At 71.8% G+C, this 26,601-nt stretch carries 23 protein-coding genes and 2 tRNA genes; 7 read left to right on the top strand and 18 right to left on the bottom strand.

The genetic code is table 11. The annotated features are described in order from the left end of the window. Positions 1 to 47: 47 nt before the first annotated feature. Together leuD and leuC are read right to left on the bottom strand one after the other, a co-directional pair. Positions 48 to 635 (bottom strand): 3-isopropylmalate dehydratase small subunit, encoded by a 588-nt coding sequence (gene leuD / locus ACFHW1_RS15450; protein ID WP_416553749.1) that lies wholly within the window; start codon positions 633 to 635, stop codon positions 48 to 50. A 37-nt stretch (positions 636 to 672) separates the two neighbouring features. Continuing rightward, entirely contained in the window at positions 673 to 2,130 is a 1,458-nt protein-coding gene (leuC, locus tag ACFHW1_RS15445; protein ID WP_416553747.1) for a 3-isopropylmalate dehydratase large subunit, read from the bottom strand. Positions 2,131 to 2,179: 49 nt separating this feature from the next. On the opposite strand from leuC, the gene ACFHW1_RS15440 reads away from it, so the two are divergent. Further along, a complete protein-coding gene (locus ACFHW1_RS15440; RefSeq protein WP_123600449.1) occupies positions 2,180 to 2,866 on the top strand; it encodes an IclR family transcriptional regulator in 687 nt (228 codons plus the stop codon). A 169-nt stretch (positions 2,867 to 3,035) separates the two neighbouring features. Here ACFHW1_RS15440 and ACFHW1_RS15435 read toward each other — a convergent pair. From ACFHW1_RS15435 to ACFHW1_RS15425, 3 genes are all read right to left on the bottom strand, one after another. Further along, positions 3,036 to 3,108 (bottom strand) — tRNA-Glu (locus tag ACFHW1_RS15435). Positions 3,109 to 3,220: 112 nt separating this feature from the next. Next, a tRNA-Gln gene (locus tag ACFHW1_RS15430) sits at positions 3,221 to 3,295 on the bottom strand. A gap of 78 nt (positions 3,296 to 3,373) precedes the next feature. Next, positions 3,374 to 4,177, bottom strand: coding sequence for a fumarylacetoacetate hydrolase family protein (locus tag ACFHW1_RS15425; RefSeq protein ID WP_416553745.1), 804 nt, complete (start codon positions 4,175 to 4,177; stop codon positions 3,374 to 3,376). A 181-nt stretch (positions 4,178 to 4,358) separates the two neighbouring features. On the opposite strand from ACFHW1_RS15425, the gene ACFHW1_RS15420 reads away from it, so the two are divergent. Continuing rightward, entirely contained in the window at positions 4,359 to 5,552 is a 1,194-nt protein-coding gene (locus ACFHW1_RS15420; protein ID WP_416553743.1) for a hypothetical protein, read from the top strand. A 62-nt stretch (positions 5,553 to 5,614) separates the two neighbouring features. Here the strand turns inward: ACFHW1_RS15420 and ACFHW1_RS15415 are convergent, their stop codons facing one another. From ACFHW1_RS15415 to ACFHW1_RS15395, 5 genes are all read right to left on the bottom strand, one after another. Then, positions 5,615 to 6,208: a helix-turn-helix domain-containing protein gene (locus ACFHW1_RS15415; protein ID WP_416553741.1), complete on the bottom strand. Its 594-nt coding sequence runs from the start codon at positions 6,206 to 6,208 to the stop codon at positions 5,615 to 5,617. Positions 6,209 to 6,449: 241 nt separating this feature from the next. Continuing rightward, positions 6,450 to 6,701 carry a helix-turn-helix domain-containing protein gene (locus tag ACFHW1_RS15410; RefSeq protein WP_416553739.1) on the bottom strand — a complete coding sequence of 84 codons (252 nt, stop codon included), beginning with the start codon at positions 6,699 to 6,701 and terminating at the stop codon, positions 6,450 to 6,452. Positions 6,702 to 7,022: 321 nt separating this feature from the next. Then, entirely contained in the window at positions 7,023 to 7,925 is a 903-nt protein-coding gene (locus ACFHW1_RS15405; protein WP_416553737.1) for a 3-methyladenine DNA glycosylase, read from the bottom strand. A 51-nt stretch (positions 7,926 to 7,976) separates the two neighbouring features. Further along, on the bottom strand, positions 7,977 to 8,471 hold the full coding sequence (locus ACFHW1_RS15400) for a hypothetical protein (RefSeq protein ID WP_416553735.1): 495 nt from the start codon (positions 8,469 to 8,471) through the stop codon (positions 7,977 to 7,979). After that, a complete protein-coding gene (locus ACFHW1_RS15395; protein ID WP_416615649.1) occupies positions 8,468 to 11,971 on the bottom strand; it encodes a diguanylate cyclase in 3,504 nt (1,167 codons plus the stop codon). The genes ACFHW1_RS15400 and ACFHW1_RS15395 overlap by 4 nt, the downstream gene beginning before the upstream one ends. A 275-nt stretch (positions 11,972 to 12,246) precedes the next feature. Between ACFHW1_RS15395 and ACFHW1_RS15390 the strand changes: the two genes are divergently transcribed. Further along, positions 12,247 to 13,791, top strand: a complete 1,545-nt coding sequence (locus ACFHW1_RS15390) for a S8 family serine peptidase (protein WP_416568600.1) — start codon at positions 12,247 to 12,249, stop codon at positions 13,789 to 13,791. Between the two features lie 34 nt (positions 13,792 to 13,825). Here the strand turns inward: ACFHW1_RS15390 and arfB are convergent, their stop codons facing one another. The 5 genes from arfB to ACFHW1_RS15365 are packed head-to-tail and all read right to left on the bottom strand — an operon-like array spanning position 13,826 to position 18,266. Continuing rightward, positions 13,826 to 14,254 (bottom strand): alternative ribosome rescue aminoacyl-tRNA hydrolase ArfB, encoded by a 429-nt coding sequence (gene arfB / locus ACFHW1_RS15385; protein ID WP_416615647.1) that lies wholly within the window; start codon positions 14,252 to 14,254, stop codon positions 13,826 to 13,828. A 46-nt stretch (positions 14,255 to 14,300) separates the two neighbouring features. Continuing rightward, positions 14,301 to 15,197, bottom strand: coding sequence for a S1C family serine protease (locus tag ACFHW1_RS15380; protein ID WP_416568601.1), 897 nt, complete (start codon positions 15,195 to 15,197; stop codon positions 14,301 to 14,303). A 59-nt stretch (positions 15,198 to 15,256) separates the two neighbouring features. Then, positions 15,257 to 16,219 (bottom strand): VWA domain-containing protein, encoded by a 963-nt coding sequence (locus ACFHW1_RS15375; RefSeq protein WP_416553729.1) that lies wholly within the window; start codon positions 16,217 to 16,219, stop codon positions 15,257 to 15,259. Further along, the gene (locus ACFHW1_RS15370; protein ID WP_416553727.1) at positions 16,219 to 17,223 is read right to left on the bottom strand and encodes a DUF58 domain-containing protein; all 1,005 of its coding nucleotides are present in this window, start codon (positions 17,221 to 17,223) and stop codon (positions 16,219 to 16,221) included. Before ACFHW1_RS15370 ends, ACFHW1_RS15375 begins: the two co-directional genes overlap by 1 nt. Beyond that, complete coding sequence (locus ACFHW1_RS15365) at positions 17,220 to 18,266, bottom strand: AAA family ATPase (protein ID WP_416553725.1); 1,047 nt, start codon at positions 18,264 to 18,266, stop codon at positions 17,220 to 17,222. The genes ACFHW1_RS15370 and ACFHW1_RS15365 overlap by 4 nt, the downstream gene beginning before the upstream one ends. A gap of 314 nt (positions 18,267 to 18,580) precedes the next feature. On the opposite strand from ACFHW1_RS15365, the gene ACFHW1_RS15360 reads away from it, so the two are divergent. Continuing rightward, a complete protein-coding gene (locus ACFHW1_RS15360) occupies positions 18,581 to 19,480 on the top strand; it encodes an endonuclease/exonuclease/phosphatase family protein (protein ID WP_416553785.1) in 900 nt (299 codons plus the stop codon). Positions 19,481 to 19,546: 66 nt separating this feature from the next. On the opposite strand, the gene cimA is transcribed toward ACFHW1_RS15360, so the two are convergent. Beyond that, positions 19,547 to 21,151 carry a citramalate synthase gene (gene cimA, locus ACFHW1_RS15355; protein WP_416615646.1) on the bottom strand — a complete coding sequence of 535 codons (1,605 nt, stop codon included), beginning with the start codon at positions 21,149 to 21,151 and terminating at the stop codon, positions 19,547 to 19,549. A 337-nt stretch (positions 21,152 to 21,488) separates the two neighbouring features. Between cimA and ACFHW1_RS15350 the strand changes: the two genes are divergently transcribed. Together ACFHW1_RS15350 and ACFHW1_RS15345 are read left to right on the top strand one after the other, a co-directional pair. Next, positions 21,489 to 21,950 (top strand): PRC-barrel domain containing protein, encoded by a 462-nt coding sequence (locus ACFHW1_RS15350; RefSeq protein WP_416553721.1) that lies wholly within the window; start codon positions 21,489 to 21,491, stop codon positions 21,948 to 21,950. A 98-nt stretch (positions 21,951 to 22,048) separates the two neighbouring features. After that, a complete protein-coding gene (locus ACFHW1_RS15345; RefSeq protein ID WP_416553719.1) occupies positions 22,049 to 22,789 on the top strand; it encodes a tyrosine-protein phosphatase in 741 nt (246 codons plus the stop codon). Positions 22,790 to 22,849: 60 nt separating this feature from the next. On the opposite strand, the gene ACFHW1_RS15340 is transcribed toward ACFHW1_RS15345, so the two are convergent. Both ACFHW1_RS15340 and ACFHW1_RS15335 read right to left on the bottom strand, forming a co-directional pair. Continuing rightward, a complete protein-coding gene (locus ACFHW1_RS15340; RefSeq protein ID WP_416590591.1) occupies positions 22,850 to 23,947 on the bottom strand; it encodes a branched-chain amino acid aminotransferase in 1,098 nt (365 codons plus the stop codon). 343 nt (positions 23,948 to 24,290) lie between these two features. After that, positions 24,291 to 25,322 carry a 3-isopropylmalate dehydrogenase gene (locus tag ACFHW1_RS15335; protein ID WP_416553783.1) on the bottom strand — a complete coding sequence of 344 codons (1,032 nt, stop codon included), beginning with the start codon at positions 25,320 to 25,322 and terminating at the stop codon, positions 24,291 to 24,293. A gap of 265 nt (positions 25,323 to 25,587) precedes the next feature. On the opposite strand from ACFHW1_RS15335, the gene ACFHW1_RS15330 reads away from it, so the two are divergent. Then, positions 25,588 to 26,514: an FAD:protein FMN transferase gene (locus ACFHW1_RS15330; protein WP_416553715.1), complete on the top strand. Its 927-nt coding sequence runs from the start codon at positions 25,588 to 25,590 to the stop codon at positions 26,512 to 26,514. The last annotated feature ends 87 nt before the right edge of the window (positions 26,515 to 26,601 follow it).

Here is a 26,601-nt window from a genome sequence, read left to right as displayed (position 1 = left end):
TCGGCGTCGGGAACCCCGTTGGGAAGAGACCGGTTCGGCGTTGTGCGCTATGCCACGACCGGCTTGAACGACAACCGACCGCGCTCGTACTCGGTGATGGCCGACTCGTGACGCAGGGTCAGTCCAATGTCATCCAATCCCTCCATCAGCCGCCACCGGCTGAAGTCGTCGATCGGGAACGACCAGCCGGAGGCACCGGCCCTGACCTCCCGGCTGGCCAGGTCGACGGTCACCTCGGCGGCCGGATCGGCCTCGACCAGCGACCACAATTCCTCAATGGCGGGCATTCCCAGCTCGACCGGCAGCAGCCCTTCCTTGAGCGCGTTGCCGCGGAAGATGTCACCGAAGCGGGGGGACAGCACGGCCCGGAAGCCCCAGTCCCGCAGCGCCCACACCGCGTGTTCACGCGATGACCCGGTGCCGAACTCGGGGCCAGCGACGAGAATGGATGCCCCGGAATACGAAGGATTGTTCAGAACGAATCCCGGATCCTCGCGCCAGGCATTGAACAGACCGTCGGCGAAGCCGGTCCGGGTCACCCGCTTGAGGTACACCGCCGGGATGATCTGATCGGTATCTACATTAGAACGGCGCAGCGGGACGGCGGTCCCGGTGTGCACGGTGAACTTGTCCATGTCGTGATCCCGTCTCGTGGTGCGTGTCCAGCGGCGGTCAGTTGAGGTCCGCCGGCGCGGCCAGCCGGCCCACCACGGCGGTGGCGGCGGCGACCGGCGGCGACACCAGGTGGGTACGCCCGCCCCGGCCTTGCCGGCCCTCGAAGTTGCGGTTGGAGGTGGAGGCCGAGCGCTCCCCCGGTTTGAGCGTGTCCGGGTTCATGCCCAGGCACATCGAGCAGCCGGCGAACCGCCACTCGGCACCGGCGTCGGCGAAGACCTTGTCCAGCCCTTCGTTCTCGGCCGCCTCCCGTACCTTGGCCGATCCGGGCACCACGAGCATCCGTACCCCGTCGGCGACCTTGCGCCCGCGCAGCACATCGGCGGCGACCCGCAGGTCCTCCAGCCGACCATTGGTGCAGGAGCCGACGAAGACCACGTCGACCGGCACGTCGCGCAGCGCGGTGCCCGGCCGCAGGTCCATGTATTCCAGCGCCCGGCGGGCGGCGACCCGCTCCGCGTCGGTGTCGAACTGCTCCGGGTCGGGCACGGCGGCGCTCAGCGCGGCGCCCTGCCCGGGGTTGGTGCCCCAGGTCACGAACGGCGTGATCTCGCTGGCGTCCAGGATCACCTCGGCGTCGAACGTCGCCCCCTCGTCGGTGGCCAGACTGGACCAGTAGGCCACGGCGGCGTCCCAGTCGGCGCCCTGCGGCGCGTTCGACCGGCCCCTGAGGTACGCGAAGGTGGTCTCGTCCGGCGCCACCATGCCCGCCTTGGCACCCCACTCGATGGACATGTTCGCCACCGTCATCCGGCCCTCCATGGAGAGCCGGCGGATCGCCTCGCCCCGGTACTCCACCACGTAGCCGCGACCACCGCCGGTGCCGACCTTGGTGATCAGCGCCAGCACCAGGTCCTTGGCGGTGACCCCCGGGCCGAGTTCGCCGGTGACGGTGACCGCCATCGTCTTCGGCCGGGACTGCGGCAGCGTCTGGGTGGCCAGCACGTGCTCGACCTCGCTGGTGCCGATGCCGAAGGCGAGCGCGCCGAACGCGCCGTGGGTCGCGGTGTGCGAGTCGCCACAGACGATCGTCATGCCGGGCTGGGTCAGGCCCAGCTGCGGGCCGATGACGTGCACGATGCCCTGGTTGTCGTCGCCCAGGGCGTGCAGCCTGATGCCGAACTCGGCGCAGTTGCGGCGCAGCGTCTCGATCTGGGTACGCGATGTCGGGTCGCTGATGGTCAGCAGGTCCCCGCGCCGGCCGTTGAACGCCGGGTCGGCGTACCCGGTCGGGGTGTTGTGATCCTCGGTGGCGAGGGTCAGATCGGTCCGGCGCACCGGCCGGCCGGCCAGCCGCAGCCCGTCGAAGGCCTGCGGGCTGGTGACCTCGTGCAGCAGGTGCAGATCGATGTAGAGCAGGTCCGGCTCGCCCGCGGCGGATCGCACCACGTGCGCGTCCCAGACCTTCTCGGCCAGGGTCCTGGGCGATGTCTGCTTCGAAGTGGCTCCCACCATCTGGACATCCTAAATTCTGGGAGGTATGTTTCGGCTTGTGGGACACAGTATGAGCGGTGTCGGCGTTCTCGACAAGGCGGTGGTGATCCTCGCGGCCTGCGTGGACGGCGCCAGCCTCGCCGAACTCGTCGACCGGACCAAGCTGCCCCGGGCCACTGCGCACCGGTTGGCACAGGCCCTGGAGATCCACCGGATGCTGGTCCGGGACACCCAGGGGCGGTGGCGGCCCGGCCCCCGGTTGGGTGAGCTGGCCAACGCCGCGCCCGACGTCTTGCTGACCGCCGCCGAGCCGCTGCTGGCCGCGCTGCGCGACGCCACCGGCGAGAGCGCCCAACTCTACCTGCGCCGGGCCGACGAGCGGATCTGCGTCGCCGCCGCCGAGCGGGCCAGTGGCCTGCGCGACACGGTGCCGGTCGGCTCGGTGCTGCCGATGACCGCCGGGTCCGCCGCCCAGATCCTGCTGGCCTGGGAGCCACCCGAGGCCGTCATGCCGCTACTGCCCCGCTGCAAGTTCACCGGCCGTACGCTCGCCGAGGTGCGCCGACGTGGCTGGGCGCAGAGCGTCGCCGAGCGGGAGGCCGGGGTGGCCAGTGTCTCCGCGCCGATCCGGGACCGCACCGGCCGGGTGATCGCCTCGGTCAGCGTCTCCGGGCCGATCGAGCGGCTCGGCCGCCGGCCGGGTGAGCGGCACGCCATGGCCGTGGTCCGCGCCGGCCAACGGCTCTCCGGGCTCTGAGCCCGCATTGATTCCGCACCCCGCCGTGCTCTGATCGAGCCCTGATCTCCGGGTAACTCTGCGCAGCCCAGGCCGTTTCGGGCATTATAGGCAGCGGCGACCGGGCGGCGGGGTAGCCGGACAGGGCCGACGAAAAGGCGCCCCCCGTAGGAGGGCGCCTTGAGCGCTGTAGCCCCGACCGGATTCGAACCGGCGCTACCGCCTTGAGAGGGCGGCGTCCTGGGCCGCTAGACGACGGGGCCAGAACTATCCTGGTACAAACTGCCGTTTCGTGCTGCTGTGTCCTGTTGGACACGGTGCCGAACTCTAACAGAGACCAGCACCCCGACGCCATCTGGAGCCTTCCGGCATCGGTGGCTGGGGTACCAGGACTCGAACCTAGACTAACTGAACCAGAATCAGTCGGGCTGCCAATTACCCCATACCCCATCGGTGCTCGCCGCACCGGGACAGAACTCTACCTGACCCCATGGTGCGCGCCAAATCGGGATACCGCAGCGGTTTGCCTCAGTCCGCCGCGACCACCGGGTTGGCCAGCTCACCGATGCCCTCGATCCGGACCGACACCGTGTCGCCGGCGGTCAGCTCGCTCACCCCGGCCGGCGTCCCGGTCAGGATCACGTCACCGGGCAGCAGCGTCATCACGTGTGACACGTACGACACCAGCGTCGGCACGTCGAAGACCATCTGCTTGGTCCGGCCCAGCTGCCGTACGTCCATCTCGTCCGGCTTCGGACCCACCTCGCAGCGGACCTCCAGGTCGGTGACGTCCAGCCCGGTGACGATCCACGGGCCGATCGGGCAGAACGAGTCGAAGCCCTTCGCCCTGGTCCACTGGCCGTCCGACCGCTGCAGGTCGCGGGCGGTGACATCGTTGGCGCAGGTGTAGCCGAAGATCGCCCGCTCGGCGGCGGCCCGGTCGGCGCGCCGGGCACCGGGCGGTCCGATCACCACGGCGAGCTCCGCCTCGTGCTCCACCTGCCGGGACTGGGCGGGCAGTCGGATCGCGTCCCGTGGACCGATCACCGACGTCGACGGCTTGAGGAACAGTAACGGCTCGGCCGGCACCTCGGCACCGTGCTCGGCGGCGTGGTCGGCGTAGTTGCGCCCGACGCACACCACCTTGCTGGGCAGGATCGGCGACAGCAGCCGGACGTCGGCCAGCGCCCAACGCTGCGACGTGAAGGTCAGCCTGCCGAACGGGTGGCCGTCGACCTCGGCGACGGTCAACGCCTCGGGGCCGGCTCCCGGCTCCCCCTCGACGACTCCGAACGACATTCCCTTGCCATGGGCGAAACGAGCGATACGCACCCGGTCAATGTATCGCCCTGCGCCCGCGCCGCCCCGGCGGTCACGGCGAAGGGCGACAACGGTCACTGCGAGAAGTGGAAATCTAGCACCGGTCACCGGATCAGGTGGCGGAACCGCGCTTCGCCGGCCGGACGGCCGGTGCCGGCCTACCGTTCGGGTCAGGGGCAGAGACGAGATGGTGATGTCATGGTGGCGACGTGCGCTGCGGGCCGGTCTGTTCGGCGCCGTTCTGGTGGTCGGCGGGGGGATCCTGGCACCGGGCGCGGCACCGGCACGGGCCGAGGGGGCTGCTTCGGCACGGGCCGAGAGGCAGGAACTGGTCGCGGTGACGATCAACGAGATCGGGCAGAGCGCGGCGACCTACCGGGTCGAGGCGGTCAACCGTACGGTGTCACCGGTCGACGTCACCCTGCGGATGGCCGTACCGACGATGACCTCGGTGGCCACCGTCGGCGCCGCCGGCCGGGTCGATGCCTCGGAGATCACCTGGCAGTTGAGCCTGCCGGCGAACAGCGGGCAGACGGTCACCGCGTCGTTCCGGCCGGGCGGTGCCGGCACCGCGCAGACCTTCCCGGTCTGCGCGTACCAGCGGGACACCGCGCTGCCGTACGACTGCGCGAGCGCCCGGTGGACCCCGACAGCCGGCATCGAGGCGGCGGACTCGGCCTGGTGGCAGCGCCCGTCGATGCCGCTGATCGGCGGGCTGACGGCACTCGTCGTGGTGGCGATGCTTGGGTACGGGTGGCGCCGCCGGCTGCGGGAGCGCCGGGTCGACCGACGCCGGGTCGTCACCCCGGCCGGGCGGCGGGTGCGGTTGCCGGCGGCGGTGCCGGCCGCCCCTAAGCGCAGCTGGCGCCCGGCGACGCCGCTGGTGTTCGGCCTGCTGCTGGCGATGCTGACCGGGCTGGCGGTGGCGGCGGTACGCGTGGCGAGCTACGGCAGCGAGGTGCTGGACCGGGCCAACCAGCCGCCCAGTGGGTGGATCGGTGCGCCACCGGCCGGCGGATTCGGGGTGCTGCTGACCGAGGCCGCCTTCGAGTTCACCGTCTTCCGGATGGCCTGCGCGCCGGCTGATGGGCAGGGGCAGGATCGGCGGTGTGTCGCCACGGTCGGGCTGCGCAACCGCAGCGACACCGAACAGTTCTGGTACGGGCCGTTGCAGCGGGCGTATCTGCCGACCGGTGACTGGGTCGGGGTGGACGAGGCGGCGACCCGGCAGGAGAACGGCGGCCGGGACGTCTTCGCCGAGCCGGTGCCGCCCGGGGGCCGGATGCTGGTCCCGCTGGCCTTCACGGTCAGCGGCGACCTGGTCCCGGACCGGTTGGAGCTGCGCAGCGGCGCGTTCTCTGCCGGGGTCGCCGTACGGTGGATCTGACGGTCGGCTCCCGGCTGCCCGGCCTGACGGGGTTACGGGGTGAACTCGGCAGGCGAGTCAGGTCAGGACAACCCGAGCGGGTGCATGCCGACCAGCATCGCGAACCGGTGCCCACCGGTGGTGGTGCCGTCACGGGGGACGCCGGCCTGCTCGAACCGCCGCATCAGGGCCTGCAGCTCGTGGCGGAACTCGGCGATCCGGTCTACGGGGATCTCGGCGACCCCCCGGCTGAGCATCATCCGGACCGGGTCGGGCGCCTCACTGCTATCGGAGATGGTGCCGGCGTTGAGTCCGGCCTCGATCTCGTCCTTGATCTGGTCGAGCAGGGTGGCCACCACCTCGTGCACCGAGCTGGGTTCCTCGCCGGAGCGGCGGTGGAAGGTCAAGTTGAGCTGGCCGGCACCGTACTGCTTCTCGATAATGCCATTGACCACCCGGGTGTCCCGGATGTGCAGCAGTTGGTGCTGTTCCAGCTGGTTGATGTGGTAGTAGATCTTGGTGGGCGCGACGCCCACGATGTTTGCCAGCTCCTTGGCGGTCCAGGTCCGCTCGGGCTCGGACATGGCGAGCTCCAGCACCCGCATCCGGATGGGGTCGGCGAGCGCCTTGAGGGTAGCCACGTCCTCGATCACCCGGCTGGCCATCAGCTCAGTCACCGCAGACCTCCAGTCAACCAACGTTTCACGGTTGATTCTACCCCGACGATTGACTTCCGTCCGTCGCTCAGCTTATTTTGAACGTGCTTCCCGTTCGACCCGCCGTCGCCGGCCCGGTTCGCTGGCGCAATGTCGTCGCCGGACCGGTCAGCCGGCGGGAAGTCCCAGCGCAACGCCAACTGCGTGGCCTGGAAGTACCGCTCCGCCCGGCCCTGGTCGGTCCGCTGGTTGACCACCCGGATCATCCCCTCCTGGGCAGCACCCGCAGGTGGTAGTGCATCAGGCTGAACGTGATGCCCAGCTGGTGGGCCAGCTGGCGGGCGGACAGCGCCCGGTCCGGCTCGGCGGTGAGCACCGCGAGCACCCGCAACCGGATCGGATCGGCGACGGCACGCAGCTGATTGACGCCGTCGAGCACCCGTACCGCCGGGGTCGGCGGGCCGGTACCGCCGGGCGGTCGCGCGGAACCCGGTTGCCGTGGCACACTGGACACAGCCCCCGACGTTCCCTGACGGTCGGGGGCTGCACCGTCCGTGCGCCGGGCACCGTCCGTGCGCCGGGCACCGTCTGCCCGCTTCCGCCACCGCGAACCGCAGCGCCCGCGTCCCGTAGTCCGCCAACATCGCGCACCTCCTTGTCGACCCGGGAGCCGTTGCTGGGCCACTCCTTGACTTCTACCTGACGTTCTATCTTGCTTCTGCGCTTGAGATTAATTGAACGTATAGGTCCGGTCAACCATTGGAGCTGACTGAATTAAGGCAGCGGTCAGCAGGCGGCCACGATTGGCACATGAAGTTGATGCGAAGTCGGAATGTCAGCTCAGCTGATCCGACTGGCCAAACCCATCGAATCGGGCGATACACCGCAACAGGCGGTCCCGCAGTACCGCGGCCCGCTCGGCGAAGTCCCGCTGCATCGTCGCGTACTCGGCCCGACCCGCCGCGGTCTCGATCCGCACCGGCGGATAGCCCAGCTCCCGCAGGTCGTACGGACTGGCCCGCATGTCCAGGTCCCGGATGTCACGGGTTAACTCGAAGCAGTCCACCACCAGTTCGCCGGGGACCAGCGGACTCAACCGAAAGGACCACTTGTACAGATCCATGTTGGCATGCAGGCAGCCCGGTTGTTCGAAGTCGGCCTGGTTGGAGCGCTGCGGGGAAAGCAGGTTCAGTGGCCGGGCCGCTGGCGTGAAGAATCGGTACGCGTCGAAATGGCTGCACCGAATCCGCTGGCCGTCGACGAACTCGGCGAGGCCGGCCGGACTCATCCGCAGCGGCCACCGGTGGTGGCGGACCTCGTCGGCGGGCTGCCGGTAGACCATCGCCCACTCGTGCAGGCCGAAGCAGCCCAGGTGCGCCGGCCGGTTCGCGGTACGGGCCAGCAGGTCCCGTACCCAGGTGACGAACTCGCCGCGCCGGGCCAGTAGCCCGGCGGTGTCCAGGGTGACCGCCACCCCGTCGCCGCTCGGAACCGTCCGGTAGTCCCGGCCCCACTGCGCCGGCTCGGTGTCGGCGAGTCGCACCCCCGCCCCCGGATGCCAGCGACGCAGCTGCGCCGGCCGGTACGCGTAGTAGGTGAACAGGAAGTCGGCGACCGGATGCGACTCGCCCCGGCGGCGGCGCTCCAGGTGCCCGCCCACCAGCCGGTCGACACGCTCGGCGTGCGCGTCGCGGCGCCGGGTCCAGGTAACCCGGTCGAGCAGGGTGTCGGTCACCACCCGACCAGCGTAGGCCGACCCGGGAAGGCCGACCCGCCAGGGCCGGCCCGGTCAGTCTCCGTCGGCTGGCTCCCCGTCGGCCCGCCCGCCGGACCGCAGTACCGCGTCCGGCCGGCAGAGCACGCTCACCCGGTAGGACAGCCCCAGGTTGGACCAGATCTCACCGCGCAGGGACAGGCAGATCCCGACGCCGGGTTCGCCGTCGGGGTGCTCGAAGAAATCCACCGTCGGCGCGGCGAGCGCGCCGACCAGTCCCTGGGTCTGCCGGGCGGTGGCGGCGACCTGCACCAGCCCGCCGGTCACCTGGATTTCCACGTCGTCCAAAGCGTCGACCGCGTACCAGTGGGTGTCCGGCAGGAACAGCTGCACGTCCACGCCGCGGCGGGTGTAGTCGGGGCCGGCCAGGCCGGTGTCGTCCGCCGGGCGGTCACCGAGCCACGCGGTGCCGGCATAGTCGGTACGCAGCCGCTGCGCCTCGGAACGCCACTCGGTGACCAGGGTGTCGAGACGGGGTTGGGCGGCAAGGTGGACAGCTGCTTCGATCACCCCCGGGACCCTAGCACCGCGGCCGGGTCCCGGGGTCCCTCCGGTGCGCAGTCCAGTGCCTGGTCGACGACCAGGTCCAGCGGGGTGGCCGCGCCCGTGTACCAGGCGGCGTCGAACGCGTCACCGGTCAATGCGCGCCGCGCCGCGTCGAGGGCGGCGTCCCGCCGCTGCTGCACCGCCACCGGTGCGACCAGGCCGAACCGGTAGCGCAACGAGTCGACCGCAGCGAGGATCCGTACCGCCAGGGCCGGATCCTCGTCGACGGTCACCTCGGCCACCGTCTCCAACGAGGTGGACAGGTCCGCCCGGTCGCCCAGCTCGAACCGCCGTTCCAGGGCCGCGACGAACAACCGCAGCGCGGCCGGCCGGTCCCCGCCGGCCAGCTCGCACTGCCCGAGATGGTGCAGTGCGACCGCCTCGCCGAACAGGTCCCCCAGCCCGGTGGCCAGGTCGAGCGCTTCCCGGGCGACGGCGGCCGCGCCGGTTGGGTCCGGCCGGGCCAGCAGGATCTCGGCCAGACAGGTCAACCCGAGCAGTACGCCGCGGCTGTTGCCGGCTTCCCGCTCCAGCGCCAGGCACTGGTTGATATGCCAGTCGGCGTCGGCGATGTTGCCGGCCCGCAGACAGACCTTGGCGAGGTTGCCGAGCGCGATCGCCATGCCGGGCTTCGCCCCAAGCTCGCGCCACACCTCCAGGCCGTACCGGAAGTGTTCGCCGGCCTCGTCGTAGCGGCCGGCGAGCATCGCCGCGACGCCGAGGATGTTGCGGGCCTGCGCGGCGCCCTCGGCGTCGCCGGCCCGTTCGGTGAGGCGCAGACACTCCCCGCCGAGTCGGGCGGCGGTGGCGGTGTCGTCCTGGGTGGCGGCCAGTACCGCCGCCGGATAGAGCAGTTGGCGGCGGTGCTCCGCGGCCAACCCGGCGGGGGCGGAGAGCAGCCGGTCAAGCCACTGTCGGCCGTCACGGATCTGGTTTCCGTTGCGCCAGTACCGCCACAACCCGAGGCAGAGCCGAGTCGCGGTGGCCAGGTCGTCGGCAGCGAGCGCGTACTCCAGCGCGGCCCGCAGGTCCGGGTATTCCTGGTCGAGCTCGTCGGCCCAGCGGCTCTGCTCCGGCCCGACCATCCCGCCGGCCGCCCGGTCCGCCAGCCCGGCGCAGTACGCCAGATGGTTTCGCAGCTGCCGGGACCGCTGCCCGGTGGTGCACAGCTGGCGGGCCTGGGCCTGGATGGTGTTCAGCATCGCGTACCGGCGGGTGCCGGACCGCCCGGTCACCGCCACCACGAGGCTCTTGCGGACCAGCGCCTCCAACGCTTCGGCGACCCGGTCGACGGCCGCAGACCCCGCCGTGGCCGCAGACCCCGCCACGGCGACCGGCTCCAGCCCGGCGACGGTGGCCACGGCAGCTGCCGTCGGCTCGGCGGTGAAGACAGCCGCAGCGGTGAAGACGTCCCGTTGTGCCGGCTCCAGCAGGCCGAAACTCCAGTCGACGGTGCCGTGCAGGGTCCGCTGGCGGGCCGGCCGGTCGCGTGGCCCGGGGCCGAGCGGGTCCAGGTGCGGGCCGAGCCGCTCCAGCAGTGCCGCCGGGCTCAACTGGTCGGTACGCGCGGCGGCCAGCTCGATCGCCAGCGGCAGGCCGTCCAACCGCCGGCACAGCTCGGCCACCGCCGGCAGGGCGTCGGCGGTCAGCCTGAAGTCCGCGTCGGCCGCCCGGGCGAGCTGGTCGAACAGGGCGATCGCCGGATGCTGCGCCACCACGCGGGCGGCGGCCGACGCCCCGCGCGGCAGGTCGTCGAGGCGGGGCAGCGGCAGCGGCGGCACCCGGTAGACCTGTTCGCCGTAGATTCCCAACGGCTCCCGGCTGGTGGCCAGTACCCGAACGCGCCCAGCGGCGGTCAGCAGCTGGCCCAACGGCGGACCGGCGGCCAACGCCTGCTCCAGGTTGTCCAGCACCAGCAGCAACTCGGTGTCCGCGGTGTGGTCGACCACCGCGTCCAGCACCGCCTGCCCGGCACGCACCGGCACGTCCAGCGCGGCGGCGACTGCGGTGAGCACCTCCGTCGCGGTGCGGCAGGCGGCCAGCGCCACGAAACACACCCCGTCGTCGAACCGAGCCGCGAGACCGGCGGCCACCGACAGCGACAGCCGGGTCTTGCCGATCCCACCGGCCCCGACGAGCGTGACCAGCCGGCTGGTCGCCAGCAGCGCGTCGATCCGGGCGACCTCGCGGTCCCGGCCGATCAGCGGGGTCAGCGGGGCGGGCAGCCGCACCCGCCGCCGGGGCCGGCCAAGGAGGTCCGGGCTCAACGTCCAGCCGCCGGTGCCGGAACCGACCAGACCACGACGGCTACGTACCCGGTCGAGTTCCCGGTCGGCGGCGGCCGGCAGCCCGCCGGTCTGCCGGACGAACCAGTTCACCAGGGTCCGGCTGGGTTCGCCGCGCAGCGCGGTCCGCAACCAGATCCGGGTCGTTGCCGGCGACCACGGGGTCAGCTCGATCTGCTCCAGCTCTGGCAGGTGCACTCCACCCGCACCGACACCGGGCAGCGGACCGGGACCGGTCACCGTGACCGGTTCGCCGGCACCGACGGGTCCGGGCGGCCGGGCCGGCCGGGCCGTTTCGGTGCTGGCCTGCACCAGCCCGAGCACGGCGGGTAGCAGGCTCGGGCGGGACCAGACGCGCAGCAACTGTGGGACCCGGTCGACGGCGGCGAGGTCGGCGATCAGCAGAACCTGGTCGGCGAAGACCGGCGGCGGCAGCGGCTCCGGCTCGGGTGACACCGTGACCACGGCGAACCCGCGCAACGCGGCCAGCCGGGCGGTCTCGGCGAGGAAACGGGTGTGCCCGGCACCGCGCTGCCCGTGGACACGGGCCGAGCCACGGCCGGTCACCTGCAGCCGGGTCAGGAACTCGTGGGTTCGGCGCAGCGCCTCGTCGCGTTCCCACAGCCGGGATCCGGTGTCGTCGGCGATCTCCACGTCGTCGGCGACCGCGCTGTCGCGCCCTCGCCGTTTGGCGAGGTAGTTGCGTCGGTCGGCGTGGTCCAGCAGGTGCTCGGCGGTGGTGCCGTCCGCGGGGGCGGTCGCCACCCCGAGACTGACCGTCAGATGCAGCGGCGGGTCGCCGGAGAACTCGGTGTTGCGGATCCGTTCGGTCAGCCGCAGGGCGAGCCGGACCGCCTCGGTGAGTCCGGTCTGCGGCAGTACGACGACGAACTCGTCGCCGCCGTACCGGAACAGTACGTCCTGCGGCCGGCAGGTGGCGCGTACCCGCTCGGCGAGCTGGCGGAGCACCCGGTCGCCACGCAGGTGGCCGTAGACGTCGTTGACGGTCTTGAAGAAGTCGACGTCGAACAGGAACACCCCACAGGGGTGCCCCGCCCGGCTCAACTGGCGTCTGAGGAATGGCTCAAGGGATGCGCGCTGACGGGCTCCCGTGACCGGATCGGTCGCCGCCACGTCGTACGTCTCACCGCCCTCGTCACCACCGGCGTACCGGGTCACCGGACCCGCCTGCCGCGACCTGGTGGGCCGACGGGCGTGTCGGCATGGTTAACGGGTGCCCTCTGTGTACGGCACCACCGAGTTGGATGCTATCCGTCAGTCACCGGGCATGGGAGTCCACCGGCCCGACGCACGTCCTGCACGATAGGAGGATGTTCGTTCCCACCTGAGAGGTTTCTGCTACGTAACATGTCCACCGTGGTGCCGGGACACGTCCCTATCGGATGGACTTACCGGTAGCCATGATCTAGTTATTCGTCAGGAGGATCGCACCGGTGCCGACGATAAGCGCTGTACGCGAACAGCGCGGATACCGAAAACAGATCGCTGTACTGTCGACGGTCGTGATGCTCGCCGCCACCGTGGCCGGCGGGCCGGCGGCGCGGCCGGCCGGCGCACCGGACGCTGTACCGGCCGGGGGCTTCGCCAGCCTGTGGAACGGCTCCCCCGGCATTGGCCAGGGCACCTCGCTGGCCGACGTGCGCAGCATCGTCGGTGCGAACACCCCTGCGACGGCGGCGCTGGACGGCACCGGGATCGGCATTGCGATGATCGACACCGGGGTGGTACCGGTCCCCGGCCTGCCGGGGAACCGGCTGGTCAACGGCCCGGACCTGTCCTTCGAGTCCCAGGCGACAAATCTGCGCTGGCTCGACACCTACGGGCACGGCACCCACCTCGCCGGTGTACTGATCGGCGACGATCCGACCAGCGGCGCGCGCGGGCTGGCGCCGAAGGCGAGCCTGACCTCGGTCAAGGTCGGTACGGCCAACGGCGCGGTCGACGTCTCACAGGTCATCGCGGCGATCGACTGGGTCGTCGCCAACCGCAACCACGACCCCACCCATCCGATCCGGATACTGAACCTGGCGTACGGCTCCGCCGGCAACCCGGCCTTCTGGACCGATCCGCTGCACTTCGCCGTCGAACAGGCGTGGCACGCCGGAATCGTGGTCGTGGCGGCCGCCGGCAACGACGGCAACGGGTTCGGTCGGCTGGACAATCCGGCGACCAACCCGTACGTCATCACGGTCGGCGCCAGTCTGACCAAGGGCACGCTGACCACCGCCGACGACGAACTCGCGCCGTTCACCAACCTGGCCACGGCCGGCCGGCAACTGGATTTGCTGGCCCCCGGCGAATCGGTGCTGTCGCTGCGCAACCCGGGCTCCAACATCGACAACCACTACCCCGGCGCCCGGGTCGGCAGCACCCTGTTCCGGGGCAGCGGCACCTCGCAGGCGGTCGCGGTCACCTCGGCCGTCGCCGCGCTGCTGCTGCAGGCCAAGCCGTGGCTCACCGCCGACGAGGTCAAACAGTTACTGATGGAAAGCGGTACCTTCCTGCCCACCGGCGGAGGCGCGAACCTCGGCCTACGCAGCATCAACCTGAACGCGGCACTGACCTACACCCCGGTGTGGCAGCCGCAGCAGTGGACCAGGTCCGACGGACACGGCCCGATCGACGCGTCCCGGGGCACCAGCAGAGTGGCCCGCAACAACGTGACGCTGCAGGGCGAGCAGAGCATCTTCGGCCCGTTCAGCAGCCCGGCCTGGGCCAGCCGGTCCGCGGCCCGGACCGCCTGGACCGGCGGCGTCTGGCTGGGTCACCGGATGGCCGCGGACGGCTGGACCGGCACCTCCTGGGCCAGTCGCACCTGGGGTGACGCGGTCTGGACCTCGCCGTCCTGGGACGGCTCCGGGTCTTGGGTGGACCCGGCCTGGTCGAGCCACTTCTGGTCCACCGGATCGTGGACGCCGGGCGACTGGGACTCGCACTTCTGGTCCACCGACAGCTGGGCCAACGCCTGCTGGTGCTGACCGGGCCGAACAGCTGACCGGGCCGCGTACCGGGTCAGTCAGGATCGCCGCGGCGCAGACGCTTCGTCTGCGCCCGGCGTTTCTTGTCGCTGATCCGCCGTTCCTTCGCCGCCCGGGACGGCCGGGTCGGCCGACGCGGCGGCGCCGGCGGCGCGATCGCCTCCCGCAGCAGTGCGGACAACCGGTCCCGGGCCGCGGCCCGGTTCGCCAACTGGTTGCGGTGCTCGCTGGCGGTGACCGTCAACACCCCGCCGACCAACCGATTGGCCAGCCGCTGCACCGCCCGCTGGCGCAGCCACGGCGGCAGCGCGGTCGAGCCGGCGACGTCGAGCGACAGCTCGACCCGCGAGTCCGCCGTATTGACGCCCTGGCCGCCGGGTCCGGACGAACGGGAGAACCGCTCGGTCAACTCGCCCGCCGGGATCACCACCGAGTCGGTGACCCGCATCTCGCCTGCCGCCATCATCCGACAGTACCGCTGCCGTCGGCGCCGACCACCTGGGCGGTGGTCAGCCGCCCCGCCGGATGATCTCGTCGGCCGTCTGCTCGGCCCGGTGGATCGGGATGGCGAAGCCGATGCCGATCGACCCGACACCCTCCAACGTGGCGATGGCGGTGTTCACCCCGATCACCTCGCCGTCGACGTTGACCAGCGGCCCGCCCGAGTTGCCGGGGTTGATCGACGCGTCGGTCTGCACTGCGGTCTGCCGCCCGCCGTTACCGAGCATCACCTCACGGTCCAGGGCGCTGACGATCCCGGCGGTGACCGTGCCGGACAGGCCGAGCGGGGAGCCGACCGCCAGGACCGACTCTCCGACCTGGGTGGCGCCGGGCTGGGCCAGGGCCAGCGGACGCAGCCCGGCGGTCGACGGCACCCGCAGCACCGCGATGTCGCTGCCCGGATCCCGGCCGACCACCTCGGCGACGATCCGCCGACCGTCCTGGGCGACGACGCTGACCTGGTGGCCGTTGAGCGGGGTCCCCGGTTCGCTGTCGCCGTCCAGGATGTGGTCGTTGGTGATGATGTGATGCTGGTCGTCGATCGCGAAGCCGGACCCACCGGAGATCATGCTGCCCCGTTCGACCTGGACCGACACCACGCCGGGCAGCACCTTGGCCGCCGCCGCCACCAGGTCCGGCGACACCCCGGGGGTGACCGACGGCGACGGCAGCGCCGCCGGCTGTCCCGCGTCGCCGCCCCAGCCGGCGACCACCGCGCCGGCCAGCCCGCCGGACGCCGCCGACAGGGCGAGCACCGCGGCGGCGGTGAGCAGCCGGCGACGCCACCGTCGCGGCGGGGGCGGTGCCGGCGGTACGGCGGAACCGTCCAGCCCCGGCCAACGGTCCGCGTCCGGCGAGACGAACCACGGGCCACGCGGCTCGCCCAGCCCGGTAGGCACAGTCATCGGGCTCCTCCTTTACCGGTCCAGGTCGGGTGGCGCGGGGTAGGTCCGGGTGGCGCGGGTCAGGGCAGCCGGGAGAACCACAACAGCGAGGTCCCGGCGGCAGCCACGGCGAGCAGTAGCCCGAATCCGATGAACCGGGCCGAGACGTCGGCCAGCTCCAGCCGGTAGCCGACCGAGGTGCCGATGTCGGCGTACACGGCACTCAACTGCTTGCTGCTGGCCGCCTCGTGGTAGGCACCGCCGGTCAACTCGGCCACCGCTTCGAGATTCTCGCCGTCCACCGGCACCCGCAGCGGCCGGCCGCCGCCGTAGTCGATGTAGCCGGCGGCGGTCCCGACCGAGATGGTGTCGATCGGGATCCCGGCCTCCACCGCCTCGGCCGCCGCCGACTCCGGCGACCGCCCGGAGGTGTTCGCCCCGTCGGACAGCAGCACGATCCGGGCCGGTGGGACCTCCTCGGCGGCCTGCGCGTCCAGCGACCGGATCGCCTCCAACGACGTCTTGATCGCCTCGCCGATGGCGGTGCCCTGGGCCCCGGTGATCCCCTCGGCGAGCCGGTCGATGCCGGCGCCCAGCGCCTCTCGGTCGGTGCCCGGCCCGACCAGCACCGAGGCGTTGCCAGCGAACGCCACCAGGCCGACGTTGAACTGCGCCGGCAGGTCGTCGACGAACTCGTGTGCCGACCGTTTGGCCGCGCTGAGCCGGTCCGGTCGGACGTCGTTGGCCAGCATCGAGGTGGAAACATCCACCGCCACCATCACCGTGGCCCGCTCCCGGGGCACCCGGACCTCGTCCATCGGCCGGGCGAACCCGGCCACCAGCAGCGCCAGCATCGCCAGGAACAGGCCGGCCGGCAGATGCCGACGCCAGGCCGGACGCTGCGGTGCCACCCGGTCCAGCAGCCGCAGGTTGGTGAACCGGACCGCGTACCGGGCACCGCGCCGTTGCATCAGCAGGTAACCGCCGGCCAGCGCGAGAACCGCGGCGAGCAGCCACAGCCGCTCCGGGGACTGCCAGGTCATCAGAGTCCTCCTGCCGGTACCGGGGCGGAACGGGCCGGTGGGCAGCCGGCCAGTTGCCGTTGGCGGTGCACGTGCCGGACGATGTCGGCCACCCAGTCCCGGTCGGTGCGCAGCGCCAGATGGGCCGCGCCGGCCCGGCGGATCGCCCCGGCCACCTGGCAACGCTGTTCGGCGGCGGCCTCGGCGTACCGGCGCCGCAGGTCCTGGCTGGCGGTGCTGATCTCCCGGCGGCGGCCGGTCTCCGGGTCCTCGACGGTGATCACCCCGACGTCGGGCAGGTCGAGTTCCCGGGGGTCGGTCACCTCGATCGCCAGCGCCTGATGCCCGGCGGCGAGCCGGCGCAGCGGCCGTTCCCAGTCCGGCCGGCCGGCCGGGTCATCCGGCAGTCCGTCGAGGAAGTCGGAGACCACCACCGTCAACCCGCGCCGGGTGGCCGCCCGCCGGATCCCGTCGATCCCGTCGGCCAGCGGCGGCGGCGCGTCCCGGCCGGACCCGCCAGCCGGTACCCGGGGCGCCGCGAGCAGCGCACGGAGCAGATGCAGCAGATGGTCCCGGCCGGTCCGGGCCGGAAACCGGCGAACGCCGTCCGCCCCGATCAACTGCGCCCCGACCGCGTTGCCGGTGCCGGCGGTCAGGAAGCCGACCGCGGCGACCGCCGCCACCGCCAGTTCCCGCTTCTCCAGCTCGCCGGTGCCGAAGTCCATGCTGGCCGTCCCGTCGACCAGCAGCCAGCAGGTCAGCTCCCGGTCGGCGTCGACCTCGCGGACGTGCGGCACGGTGGTCCGGGCGGTGACCGCCCAGTCCATCCGGCGTACCTCGTCCTCACCGGGCCGGTACTCCCGGCTGCCGGCGGGTTCGCTGCCGGCGCCGGGCAGCAGACCCAGGTGCTGACCGTGCAGCAGGCCGTCGAGCCGCCGGATGACGGTCAGCTCCAGCCGGCGCAGCGTCTCCGGTGGGGTGAGCTCCGGCAGGGTGGCCGGGCCGAGCGGGCCGTCGCCGGTCACGCGACAGCCGCCAGTCCGGGTCGCTGGTCGTGGGCCGGCGCGATCCGCGGCGGCGGGACCACCTGGATCAGCCGGCGGACGATCGACCCGGCGTCGACGCCGTCCGCGACCGCGTCGAAGGAGAGCACCAGCCGGTGGGCGAGCACGTCGGTGGCGAGTTCCCGGACGTCCTCGGGCAGCACGTAGTCGCGGCCGCGCAGCAACGCCAAGCCCCGGGCGGCGGCGACCAGGCCGAGGGTGGCGCGCGGGCTGGCACCGTACGCCAGCAGCCCGGTCAGCTCCGGCAGCCCGAACAGTTGCGGGCGGCGGGTGGCCAGCACCAGCCGGACGATGTACTCGGCGAGCGCGTGGTGGACGAACACCTCCCGGGCCTGCTGCTGCATGGCGCACAGGGTGGTCGCGTCCAGCACCTGGCGGGGCTGCGGGCGGTCCACCCCCATCCGGTAGAGGATGCCGAGCTCCTCCTCGTCGGTCGGGTAGTCGACCACGACCTTCATCAGGAACCGGTCCCGTTGCGCCTCCGGAAGCTGGTAGACCCCCTCGGACTCAATCGGGTTCTGGGTGGCCAGCACCAGGAACGGGTCCGGCACCGGGTAGCTGCGGCCGCCGATCGAGACCTGCCGCTCGGCCATCGCCTCGAGCAGCGCCGACTGCACCTTGGCCGGCGCCCGGTTGATCTCGTCGGCGAGCACCAGGTTGGCCATCACCGGTCCGAGCTCGATGTCGAACGACTCGGTCGACGCCCGGTAGATCCGGGTACCGACGATGTCGGACGGCACCAGATCGGGGGTGAACTGGATCCGGGAGAAGCTGCCGCCGACGGCGACCGCGAGGGTCTGCGCCGCGAGGGTCTTGGCGATCCCCGGTACGCCCTCCAGCAGACAGTGTCCGTTGGCGAGCAACGCGGTGAGCAGCCGCTCGACCAGCCGGTCCTGCCCTACGATCACCCGTTTGACCTCGAACAGCGCCTGCTCCAGCGCGGCCGCGGCCGGAGCGGCGTCGGCTGGCTGTTCCGTACTGACTTGTGGCTCGGTCGTCGTCATCGCACCGTCCTTGACGCTGGTCGCCAATCGCCGGTCGGCCCCGACGGTGCGGGGCCACTGCGGCGCCGGCCGAGGGGTGCCCCGGATCGGGCCGTTCTAACGCCGGGATCCGCCGCCGACCGGATGATTGACCGGCCGGGGTGGTACCACCGACACCGAACCGGGGTGACAGGTCCGACATCGGACACACCGGATACCGTTTCGGCGTGACCGCGCCGCAGACCAGCCCCACCCCGCAACCCCCGGCCAGCCCCCGGCGTCGCCCGGGCGGTTGGCTGGTGTGGCCGCTGGTGCTGCCGGGGCTGCTCTGGGCGATGCTGCGGCTGGCCGGCTGGGAGTACGGCCCGCTGGTGCAGCTGCTCGCGTTCACCCCGTACGTGGCGGCGTGGACGGTTGTCCCGCTGGCGGTGGCGGTCTGGTCCCGGCGGTGGTGGGCCAGCGGCGCCGCGCTGCTGGCGGTGCTGCTGCTCGCCGTCGCGGTGCTGCCCCGGGCGGTGCCGGACGGCGGCCGGACCGCGAGCGCCACCGACGGGTTCACGGTCCGGGTCGCCACGGCGAACCTGCTGGCCGGGGCGGCGGACCTGACGGTGCTGATGGAGTTGCTGCGCCGGGAGCGGGTGGACGTGCTGGCAATGCAGGAGTTCACTCCGGCGGCCGAGGCCGAGCTGGACCGGCTCGGCGTCGGCGACCTGTTGCCGTACCGCCGGACCGATCCGGAGGTGGGGACCACCGGATCGGCGGTCTACGCGCGCTGGCCGGTCACCGACGACGGGGTACGGCGTAACATGGGCGGCTTCGCTCAGTCGTACGGCACGGTCCGCCCGCCGGGCAGCGGGCCGGTGCGGGTCGAATCGGCGCACCCGATGGCGCCGTTCGCGCTGCACACCCTGTCGTCGTGGCGGGCCGACCTGGCCGGGCAGCCCCGCCCCGACCCGCAGGGCCCGCCGCGAATCCTCGCCGGCGACTTCAACGCCACCCTGGACCACGCGGCGCTGCGCCGGCTGATCGCGGCCGGCTACGTCGACGCCGCCGACGCGACCGGCGACGGGCTGGTCGGCACCTGGGGGCCGTACAGCGGTAGCCCGATCCCGCCGGTGACGCTGGACCGGGTGCTGGTGGACGACCGGATCGGGGTGCGGTCGGTGACCGTGCACCGGGTGCCCGGCAGCGACCACCGGATGGTCGTCGCCGGGCTGGTGCTGCCGGCCACCTGACCCGCACCGCCTGCCCGGGGCCAGGGCGGGTCACCGGTGGCCCCGGGCCGGGCAGGTCAGGTCAGGTCAGACACCGATGGTGGTCCGGCCGCGGGCCAGCCCGTAGGTGAGCGCGTCGACCAGGGCGTGCCAGCTGGCCTCGACCACGTTCTCGTGCACCCCGACGGTAGTCCAGTCCCGGGCGTTGCCGTCGACCGTCTCCACCAGCACCCGGGTGATCGCCCCGGTGCCCTGGCTGCCTTCCAGGATCCGCACCTTGTAGTCGGCCAATCGGAAGTCGGCCAGGTCCGGGTAGTGGCTGCGCAGCGCCACCCGCAACGCCTCGTCGAGGGCGTTGACCGGGCCGTTGCCCTCGGCGGTGGCGATCACCCGCTCGCCGCGTACCCGGACCTTGACGGTGGCCTCGGAGACCACCGCGCCGTCCTCGCGGTGCTCCACCAGCACCCGGTAGGACTCCAGAGCGAACGGCCGGGTGGTGACGGCACCGGTGTCGGCCGCCAACTCGGAGCGGACCAGCAGCTCGAACGAGGCGTCGGCGGCTTCGAAGGACCAGCCGCCGGCCTCCAGCTCCTTGACCCGCTTGGTGACCCGGGACAGCGCGTCCGGATGGCCGGCCAGGTCGACACCGAGTTCACGGCTCTTCAACTCGATGCTGGCCCGGCCGGCCATCTCGGTCACCAGGATCCGCATGTCGTTGCCGACGACCGACGGGTCGACGTGGTTGTACAGCAACGGATCCACTTTGATCGCACTCGCGTGCAGCCCCGCCTTGTGGGCGAAGGCGGCGGCCCCGACGTAGGCCTGGTGGGTGTCGGGGGCGATGTTGGCGATCTCGGCGATGGCGTGCGAGACGCGCACCATCTGTTCCAGGCAGCCGTCCGGTAGGACCGGCAGCCCGAGCTTGAGTTGCAGGTTGGCGACGACGGCGAACAGGTCGGCGTTGCCGGGGCGTTCGCCGTAGCCGTTGGCGGTGCCCTGGAAGTGCCGGACGCCGGCCTCGACGGCGGCGATGGTGTTGGCCACCGCGCAGGAGGTGTCGTTCTGGCAGTGGATGCCGAGCCGGTCGGCGCTCAGCCCGGTCCGGTCGACCAGGTCGGCGATCGCCGCGCCGATCTGCGACGGCAGCATCCCGCCGTTGGTGTCGCACATCACCACGATCTCGGCGCCGGCAGCGGCCGCCGCGCTGACCACCGAGGCGGTGTACGCCGGGTCGTGCCGGAAGCCGTCGAAGAAGTGCTCGCAGTCGAGGAAGACCCGCCGGCCCTCGGCGACGAAGTGCGCGACCGTGTCGGTGACCATCGCCAGGTTCTCCGCGCCGGTGGTGCGCAACGCCCGCTCGACGTGCCGGATGTCGGACTTGGCGACCAGGCAGACCGCTGGCGTCTCGGCGTCCAGCAGGGCCCGGACCTGCGGGTCGTCGGCGACCTTGACGCCGGCCTTGCGGGTGGCACCGAACGCGACGAGTACGGCGTGCCGCAGGTCGAGTTCGGTGCGGGCTCTGCGGAAGAACTCGGTGTCCTTCGGCATCGCACCGGGCCAGCCGCCCTCGATGAAGCCGACGCCGAAGTCGTCCAGCAGCCGCGCGACGGCGAGTTTGTCGACCACCGAGTAGCTGATGCCCTCACGCTGCGCACCGTCGCGCAGAGTCGTGTCATAGACCTGGAAAGTCATCTCGATCCTTTCGACGGACGTCCCGTACCACCCGCTGCTCGCGCCGGGCCGTCCTCACCCGCTCGTCCGGCCGACCTCGTAAGGCCAACAAAAAGACCCCCCGCGGATGCGGGAGGTCTGCGCGCTCGGCGGACGGTTGCCGGGGCGCGCTAGCTGCCAATAATGAGTACGAGGTAAGTCACGCAGGGTACTTTGCCACCGACTGCACCCGGACCGGTAGTCGAATCCACATCGCGGGACAGTAGGACCGTCCGAGGTCAGGTGTACCGATCGAGCGCCATGGGTATTCCTGGGATGACGACGCAGTCAGTTCCGCCGAGCGAAGGAGTGACCTCCGATGGACAGGCTCGATCCGCAACACACCGCGCTGACGGGGCCGGCCGGTGGCCAGGGTGACGTCGTGGGCGGCACCCCGGCCGGCACGTTCGACCCGTGGCGCTACCGCGACGACGCGGGGATCGACGGCGCCAACCTGGCCGGCTACCACGTCGAGGCGACCGACGGCGGCATCGGCAAAATCGACTCCGCCACCGAAGAAGTGGACGGCAGCCATCTGGTGGTCGACACCGGGCCGTGGATCTTCGGCCGGAAGGTGATGCTGCCGGCCGGGGTGGTCAACCGCGTCGACCACGACGCGCAGAAGGTCTACGTCGACCGCGACAAGGGTCAGATTAAGGACGCCCCCGAGTACGACGGGACCAGTGCGACGGATCCGGCGTACCGCGACAAGCTGAGCGCCTACTACGGCGGTGCCACCGGCACCCCGGTCCCGCCAATGGCACCGGGCCGGATCATCTGACCCGGTGACGACCCACCCGGTGCGGGTGGCCGGTGCCACGTGGCGCCGGCCACCCGCACCGTTTACCGGTGTCGGCCCGGCTGGCTACCGTAGAACTCATGACTGCCGCCGCCACCCGCTCGCTGGCCTTCGCGACCATGTTCAACTTCCGCGACATCGGGGGCTACCCGGGGCTCGACGGGCGTACCGTCCGCTGGCAGCGGATCTACCGGGCCGACTCGCCGCACCGGCTCGACGCCGACGACGCGGCGGCGTTCGACGCGCTCGGCGTACGGACCGTGATCGACCTGCGCCGGCCGCACGAGGTGCAGACGTACGGACGGATCCCGCCGGCGGACGGCTTCGAGTACCACAACATCCATCTGCGGCACCAGGACTGGGGCGAGATCCCCTACCAGCCGGAGCAGGGTGCCGCCCGCTACCTGACCGACCGCTACCACGATCTGACCGAGCAGGCCGCGGACGGTTTCGTCGCGGCGATCTCACTGCTGGCCGAGGCGCGGACCGCACCGGCGGTGGTGCACTGCATGGCCGGCAAGGACCGCACCGGGCTGGTCTGCGCGATGACGCTGTCCCTGCTCGGAGTCCGGGACTCGGTGATCGCCGAGGACTACGCGTTGAGCAACGCCGGCAGCGAACGGCTGCTCGCCTGGCTGCGCACCCAGGCCGGCAACGACCATCTGGTGCCGGTGCCGTTCTTCTCCTGCCCGGCCGAGGCGATGCAGACGTTCCTCACCGAGCTGCGGCAGCGGCACGGCTCGGTCGAGGGTTACCTGCGCACCGCCGGGCTGTCCGCAGACCGGATCACCGAGCTGCGCGCCCATCTGTTGACGCAGTGACCTGGGCCGAGTCGACGCGGTGACCCGGGCCGGGCCCGGGTTACCGCGTCACGGCACTGGTCAGAACACCCGGTGCACCCAGCCGTCCGGGTCGGCGCCCCGGCCCCGCTGCAGGTCCACCAGGCTCTGCCGCAGCGCCATGGTGACCTCCCCGGGCCCACCGTCGGCGACGGTGAACTCGCCGTCGGCCGAGCGGACCCGACCGATCGGTGTGATCACCGCGGCGGTGCCGCAGGCGAACGCCTCACGCAGTCGGCCGCTGGCCGCGTCGGCCTGCCACTGGGCCAGGCTGAGAGGCTGTTCCACGACCTGGTGACCGGCCCGCCGGGCCAGGGTGATCACCGACTCGCGGGTGATGCCCGGCAGGATCGCGCCGGTCAGCGGCGGGGTGACCAACGAACCGTCGTCGTAGACGAAGAAGACGTTCATACCGCCGAGTTCGTCGACGTACTGCCGGTGCACCGCGTCGAGGAAGACCACCTGGTCGCAGCCGTGCTCGATCGCCTCCGCCTGGGCCACCAGTGAGGCGGCGTAGTTACCCCCGCACTTCGCGGCTCCGGTGCCACCCGGCGCGGCCCGGGTGTAGACCGACGACGCCCAGACCGTCACCGGTTTGACCCCACCGGAGAAGTAGGAGCCGACTGGTGAGGCGATCACCGCGTAGAGGTACTCGCGGGCCGGCCGGACACCGAGGAAGACCTCACTGGCGAACATGAACGGTCGCAGGTAGAGGCTGCCGTCGTCGCCGGCCGGAATCCACTGTCGATCGATTGTGATCAGGTGCCGCAACGAGTTGAGGAAGACCTGCTCCGGCAGGGCTGGCATGGCCATCCGGGCACCGGAGGCAATGAACCTCGCCGCGTTGGCGTCCGGCCGGAACAGGGTCACTCCCCCATCCGCCGCGTGATAGGCCTTCAGTCCTTCGAAGATCTCCTGGGCGTAGTGCAGCACCGCGGTCGCCGGATCCATCGGGATGGGCGCCCGTGGCTCCACCCGGGCGTCGTACCAGCCCTTGCCCTCGGCGTACCGGACGGTGACCATGTGGTCGGTGAAGATCTGACCGAACCCGGGATTGGCCAGCAGCGCGGCGCGTTCCGCGTCGGCTACCGGGTGTGGATTCGGACGGATCTCGAATTCGAGTTTGTCACCGCCGATCATCGGGCTGACCTCCATGGCGAGAAAGCGACGAAGCTGTGTGTCATGCAACTTACCCCGAACGTTCGTTCAGCGGGAACCGGCGCGGCGGCCGGTAAGTCCGCCACCTGGTGATTGGCCGTCGGCAGGGGTACCCACGGCGAAGGTACGGTCGGTACGGCACCGGAGACGGAATCGAGCTGCGCAGCTTTGCGTAGTCAACGGTGCCGAACCGGACTGACCGCTTGGCGGTGACGGGCGCGGACCTGATCCGTCCGACACCCGTGGCGTGGGCGGACGCCGGTCGGCGCGCGGTGCGGCCCCGGCAAGGGTCGACCGGCGCGGTACGCGGGTCGATCGGTTGGGCTCAGCCCACGGCGTGGGCGGCCAGCCGGTCGCCGATCTCGGCGGTACGCAGCGCGGCTCCCGGAGCGCGGGAGGCCAGCTCGGCTGCGACCGCCCTGGCTACTCGCTCGGCCGACTCCGGGTGGCCGAGGTGGTCCAGCAGCAGCGACGCGGAGAGCACGGCGGCCACCGGGTCCGCGACGCCCTTGCCAGCGATGTCCGGCGCGGAGCCGTGTACCGGTTCGAACATCGACGGGTAGCGGCGTTCCGGGTTGATGCAGCCGCTGGCCGCCAGCCCGATGCCGCCGGTAACCGCAGCGGCGATGTCGGTCAGGATGTCACCGAACAAATTGTCGGTGACCACCACGTCGTACCGCTGGGGCTGGGTGACCATGAACATGGCCGCGGCGTCGACGTGCTGGTACTCGGTCTCGATGTCCGGGAAGTCGGCCTTGACGGCGGCGAAGGTCCGCGACCACAGCGACCCGGCGTGGGTCAGCACGTTGGTCTTGTGCACCAGGGTGACCTTGCGCCGCTCCCGGCGGGCAGCGCGGGTGAAGGCGTCCCGGATCACCCGCTCCACCCCGTGCCGGGTGTTGAGGCTCTCCTCGGTGGCGACCTCGGCGGGGGTGTCGCGGTGCATCGTGCCACCGGCGCCGGTGTAGAGGCCCTCGGTGCCCTCGCGGACCACGACGAAGTCGATCTCGCCCGGCTTGACGCCGCCGAGCGGACTCGCCGTGCCGGGCCAGAGCCGGGACGGCCGCAGGTTGACGTACTGGTCGAAGGCGAACCGCAGCTTGAGCAGCAGGCCGCGCTCCAGCACCCCGGGCGGGACGCTGGGGTCACCGACCGCGCCGAGCAGGATGGCGTCGTGATCGGCGAGTTCGTCCAGCACCGAGTCGGGCAGCACCTCGCTGGTGCGGTGGTAGCGGGCGGCACCGAGGTCGTACTCGGTCGCCTCGACGCCGGGCAGCACCGCGTCGATGACCTTCCGGGCCTGCGCGGTCACCTCGGATCCGATGCCGTCGCCGGCCACGACCGCGATCCGCGCCATCGCCACGTCAACTCCCTCGTCTGCTCCGTCGACCGCCTAGCGAACGTTAAGCGATCATCCCGGAAATCGGTACGTCGGTCCCAGAATACGGACTCACCCGCTGGAACCCGGGACCGGCTTACCCGCTGGAACACGGGTGGCGGCCAGCTGGCCGCAGCGCCCCGCGCCGCCCAGGAAGCACACAGCCGGGCTTAACACCATACTTACCTCAAACGGCTACTGTAGGTGAAGATCGGATCCGGGCACCGGCGGAGGAGGATCGACGATGCTGGCGTACCGCGCCGCCCAGCCGGAACCGCCCGATCTGCGGATCGGTCCGACGCCAGGAGCCGGCACCCCGACCGGGTCGTCCGGCACCGCCGCGTCGCCGGCCGACGACAGCCGCCCGGCCGGCCAGCTGGTCGCCCGGCACACCGTCGCCACGTCCACCACCGACTACCAGCTCGTTCTGGTAGGCAGCGAACGGATCGGCCGGCGTGGGCTGAGCGAGGCGATCGGCGACGCGGTCGCGGAGCTGCGGGCGATCGACGTGACGTACAGTCCGCTGCGGCCGAACAGCCTGGTCTCGCTGCTGCGCCGGGGTGAGGTCGCGGCCGAGGTCTACCCGCCGCTGGCCGACATCGTGCACCGGTGCGAGGCGATGCGGGTGGCCACCGAGGGCTGGTTCGACCCGTGGGCGGTGCCCGGTGGGTTCGACCCGGCCGGCATGATCAAGGGCTGGGCCATCGAGCGGGCCGCTGGTCGGTTGCGCGCCGCCGGGATCACCGACTACGCCGTGGTCAGCGGTGGTGATCTGGTGGCACGCGGACGCGCCCCGCACGGCGGACCGTGGCGGATCGCCCTGCAGCAGCCGCTGCCCGCAGACACCGGCGACGGCCCAGCCGGCACCACGCCGGGCAGCCAGCCGACCACCGTGACCATGATGGACGGAGCGATCGGGACCAGTGGACTGACCGTCGGCAGCCGAAAGGTCGTCAACCCGCACACCGGGGCCGTAGTGGAGCGGGACAGCGCCGCCATGGTGCTCGGCGCGGACCTCGCGGTGGCCGACGGCTACGCGACCGCGCTGTTCGCCGCCGGGCCCGCCGGCCGCGACTGGTTTCCTACAGTGGACGGCTACCACGTGCTGAATCTGGTCGGCGGAAGAAGGTCGGCCCCTGGCGCGGCCCACCCCCGTGATCTCGGCAAATGACCACGGGAGCGGGCCGGCGACACGTGCGCTCAGCTCGCGCACCGGGGGTGCAGTCACCCGAGAGACCACGGCCCGGCCGGAACGTCA

The organism is Micromonospora sp. LOL_014 (genome assembly GCF_048060245.1).
Classification (GTDB): Bacteria; Actinomycetota; Actinomycetes; order Mycobacteriales; family Micromonosporaceae; genus Micromonospora_E.
Note: the sequence above shows the minus strand (reverse complement) of the source record. Positions and strands in the feature narration are given on the sequence as shown.

Excerpts from the sequence above, each read along its gene's own strand:
- leuD (WP_416553749.1), bottom strand. The coding sequence starts at position 635 with ATGGACAAGTTCACCGTGCACACCGGGACCGCCGTCCCGCTGCGCCGT.
- leuC (WP_416553747.1), bottom strand. The coding sequence starts at position 2,130 with ATGGTGGGAGCCACTTCGAAGCAGACATCGCCCAGGACCCTGGCCGAG.
- ACFHW1_RS15440 (WP_123600449.1), top strand. The coding sequence starts at position 2,180 with ATGAGCGGTGTCGGCGTTCTCGACAAGGCGGTGGTGATCCTCGCGGCC.
- ACFHW1_RS15420 (WP_416553743.1), top strand. The coding sequence starts at position 4,359 with ATGTCATGGTGGCGACGTGCGCTGCGGGCCGGTCTGTTCGGCGCCGTT.
- arfB (WP_416615647.1), bottom strand. The coding sequence starts at position 14,254 with ATGGCGGCAGGCGAGATGCGGGTCACCGACTCGGTGGTGATCCCGGCG.
- ACFHW1_RS15380 (WP_416568601.1), bottom strand. The coding sequence starts at position 15,197 with ATGACTGTGCCTACCGGGCTGGGCGAGCCGCGTGGCCCGTGGTTCGTC.
- ACFHW1_RS15375 (WP_416553729.1), bottom strand. The coding sequence starts at position 16,219 with ATGACCTGGCAGTCCCCGGAGCGGCTGTGGCTGCTCGCCGCGGTTCTC.
- ACFHW1_RS15365 (WP_416553725.1), bottom strand. The coding sequence starts at position 18,266 with ATGACGACGACCGAGCCACAAGTCAGTACGGAACAGCCAGCCGACGCC.
- ACFHW1_RS15360 (WP_416553785.1), top strand. The coding sequence starts at position 18,581 with ATGCTGCGGCTGGCCGGCTGGGAGTACGGCCCGCTGGTGCAGCTGCTC.
- cimA (WP_416615646.1), bottom strand. The coding sequence starts at position 21,151 with ATGACTTTCCAGGTCTATGACACGACTCTGCGCGACGGTGCGCAGCGT.
- ACFHW1_RS15350 (WP_416553721.1), top strand. The coding sequence starts at position 21,489 with ATGGACAGGCTCGATCCGCAACACACCGCGCTGACGGGGCCGGCCGGT.
- ACFHW1_RS15345 (WP_416553719.1), top strand. The coding sequence starts at position 22,049 with ATGACTGCCGCCGCCACCCGCTCGCTGGCCTTCGCGACCATGTTCAAC.
- ACFHW1_RS15340 (WP_416590591.1), bottom strand. The coding sequence starts at position 23,947 with ATGATCGGCGGTGACAAACTCGAATTCGAGATCCGTCCGAATCCACAC.
- ACFHW1_RS15335 (WP_416553783.1), bottom strand. The coding sequence starts at position 25,322 with ATGGCGCGGATCGCGGTCGTGGCCGGCGACGGCATCGGATCCGAGGTG.
- ACFHW1_RS15330 (WP_416553715.1), top strand. The coding sequence starts at position 25,588 with ATGCTGGCGTACCGCGCCGCCCAGCCGGAACCGCCCGATCTGCGGATC.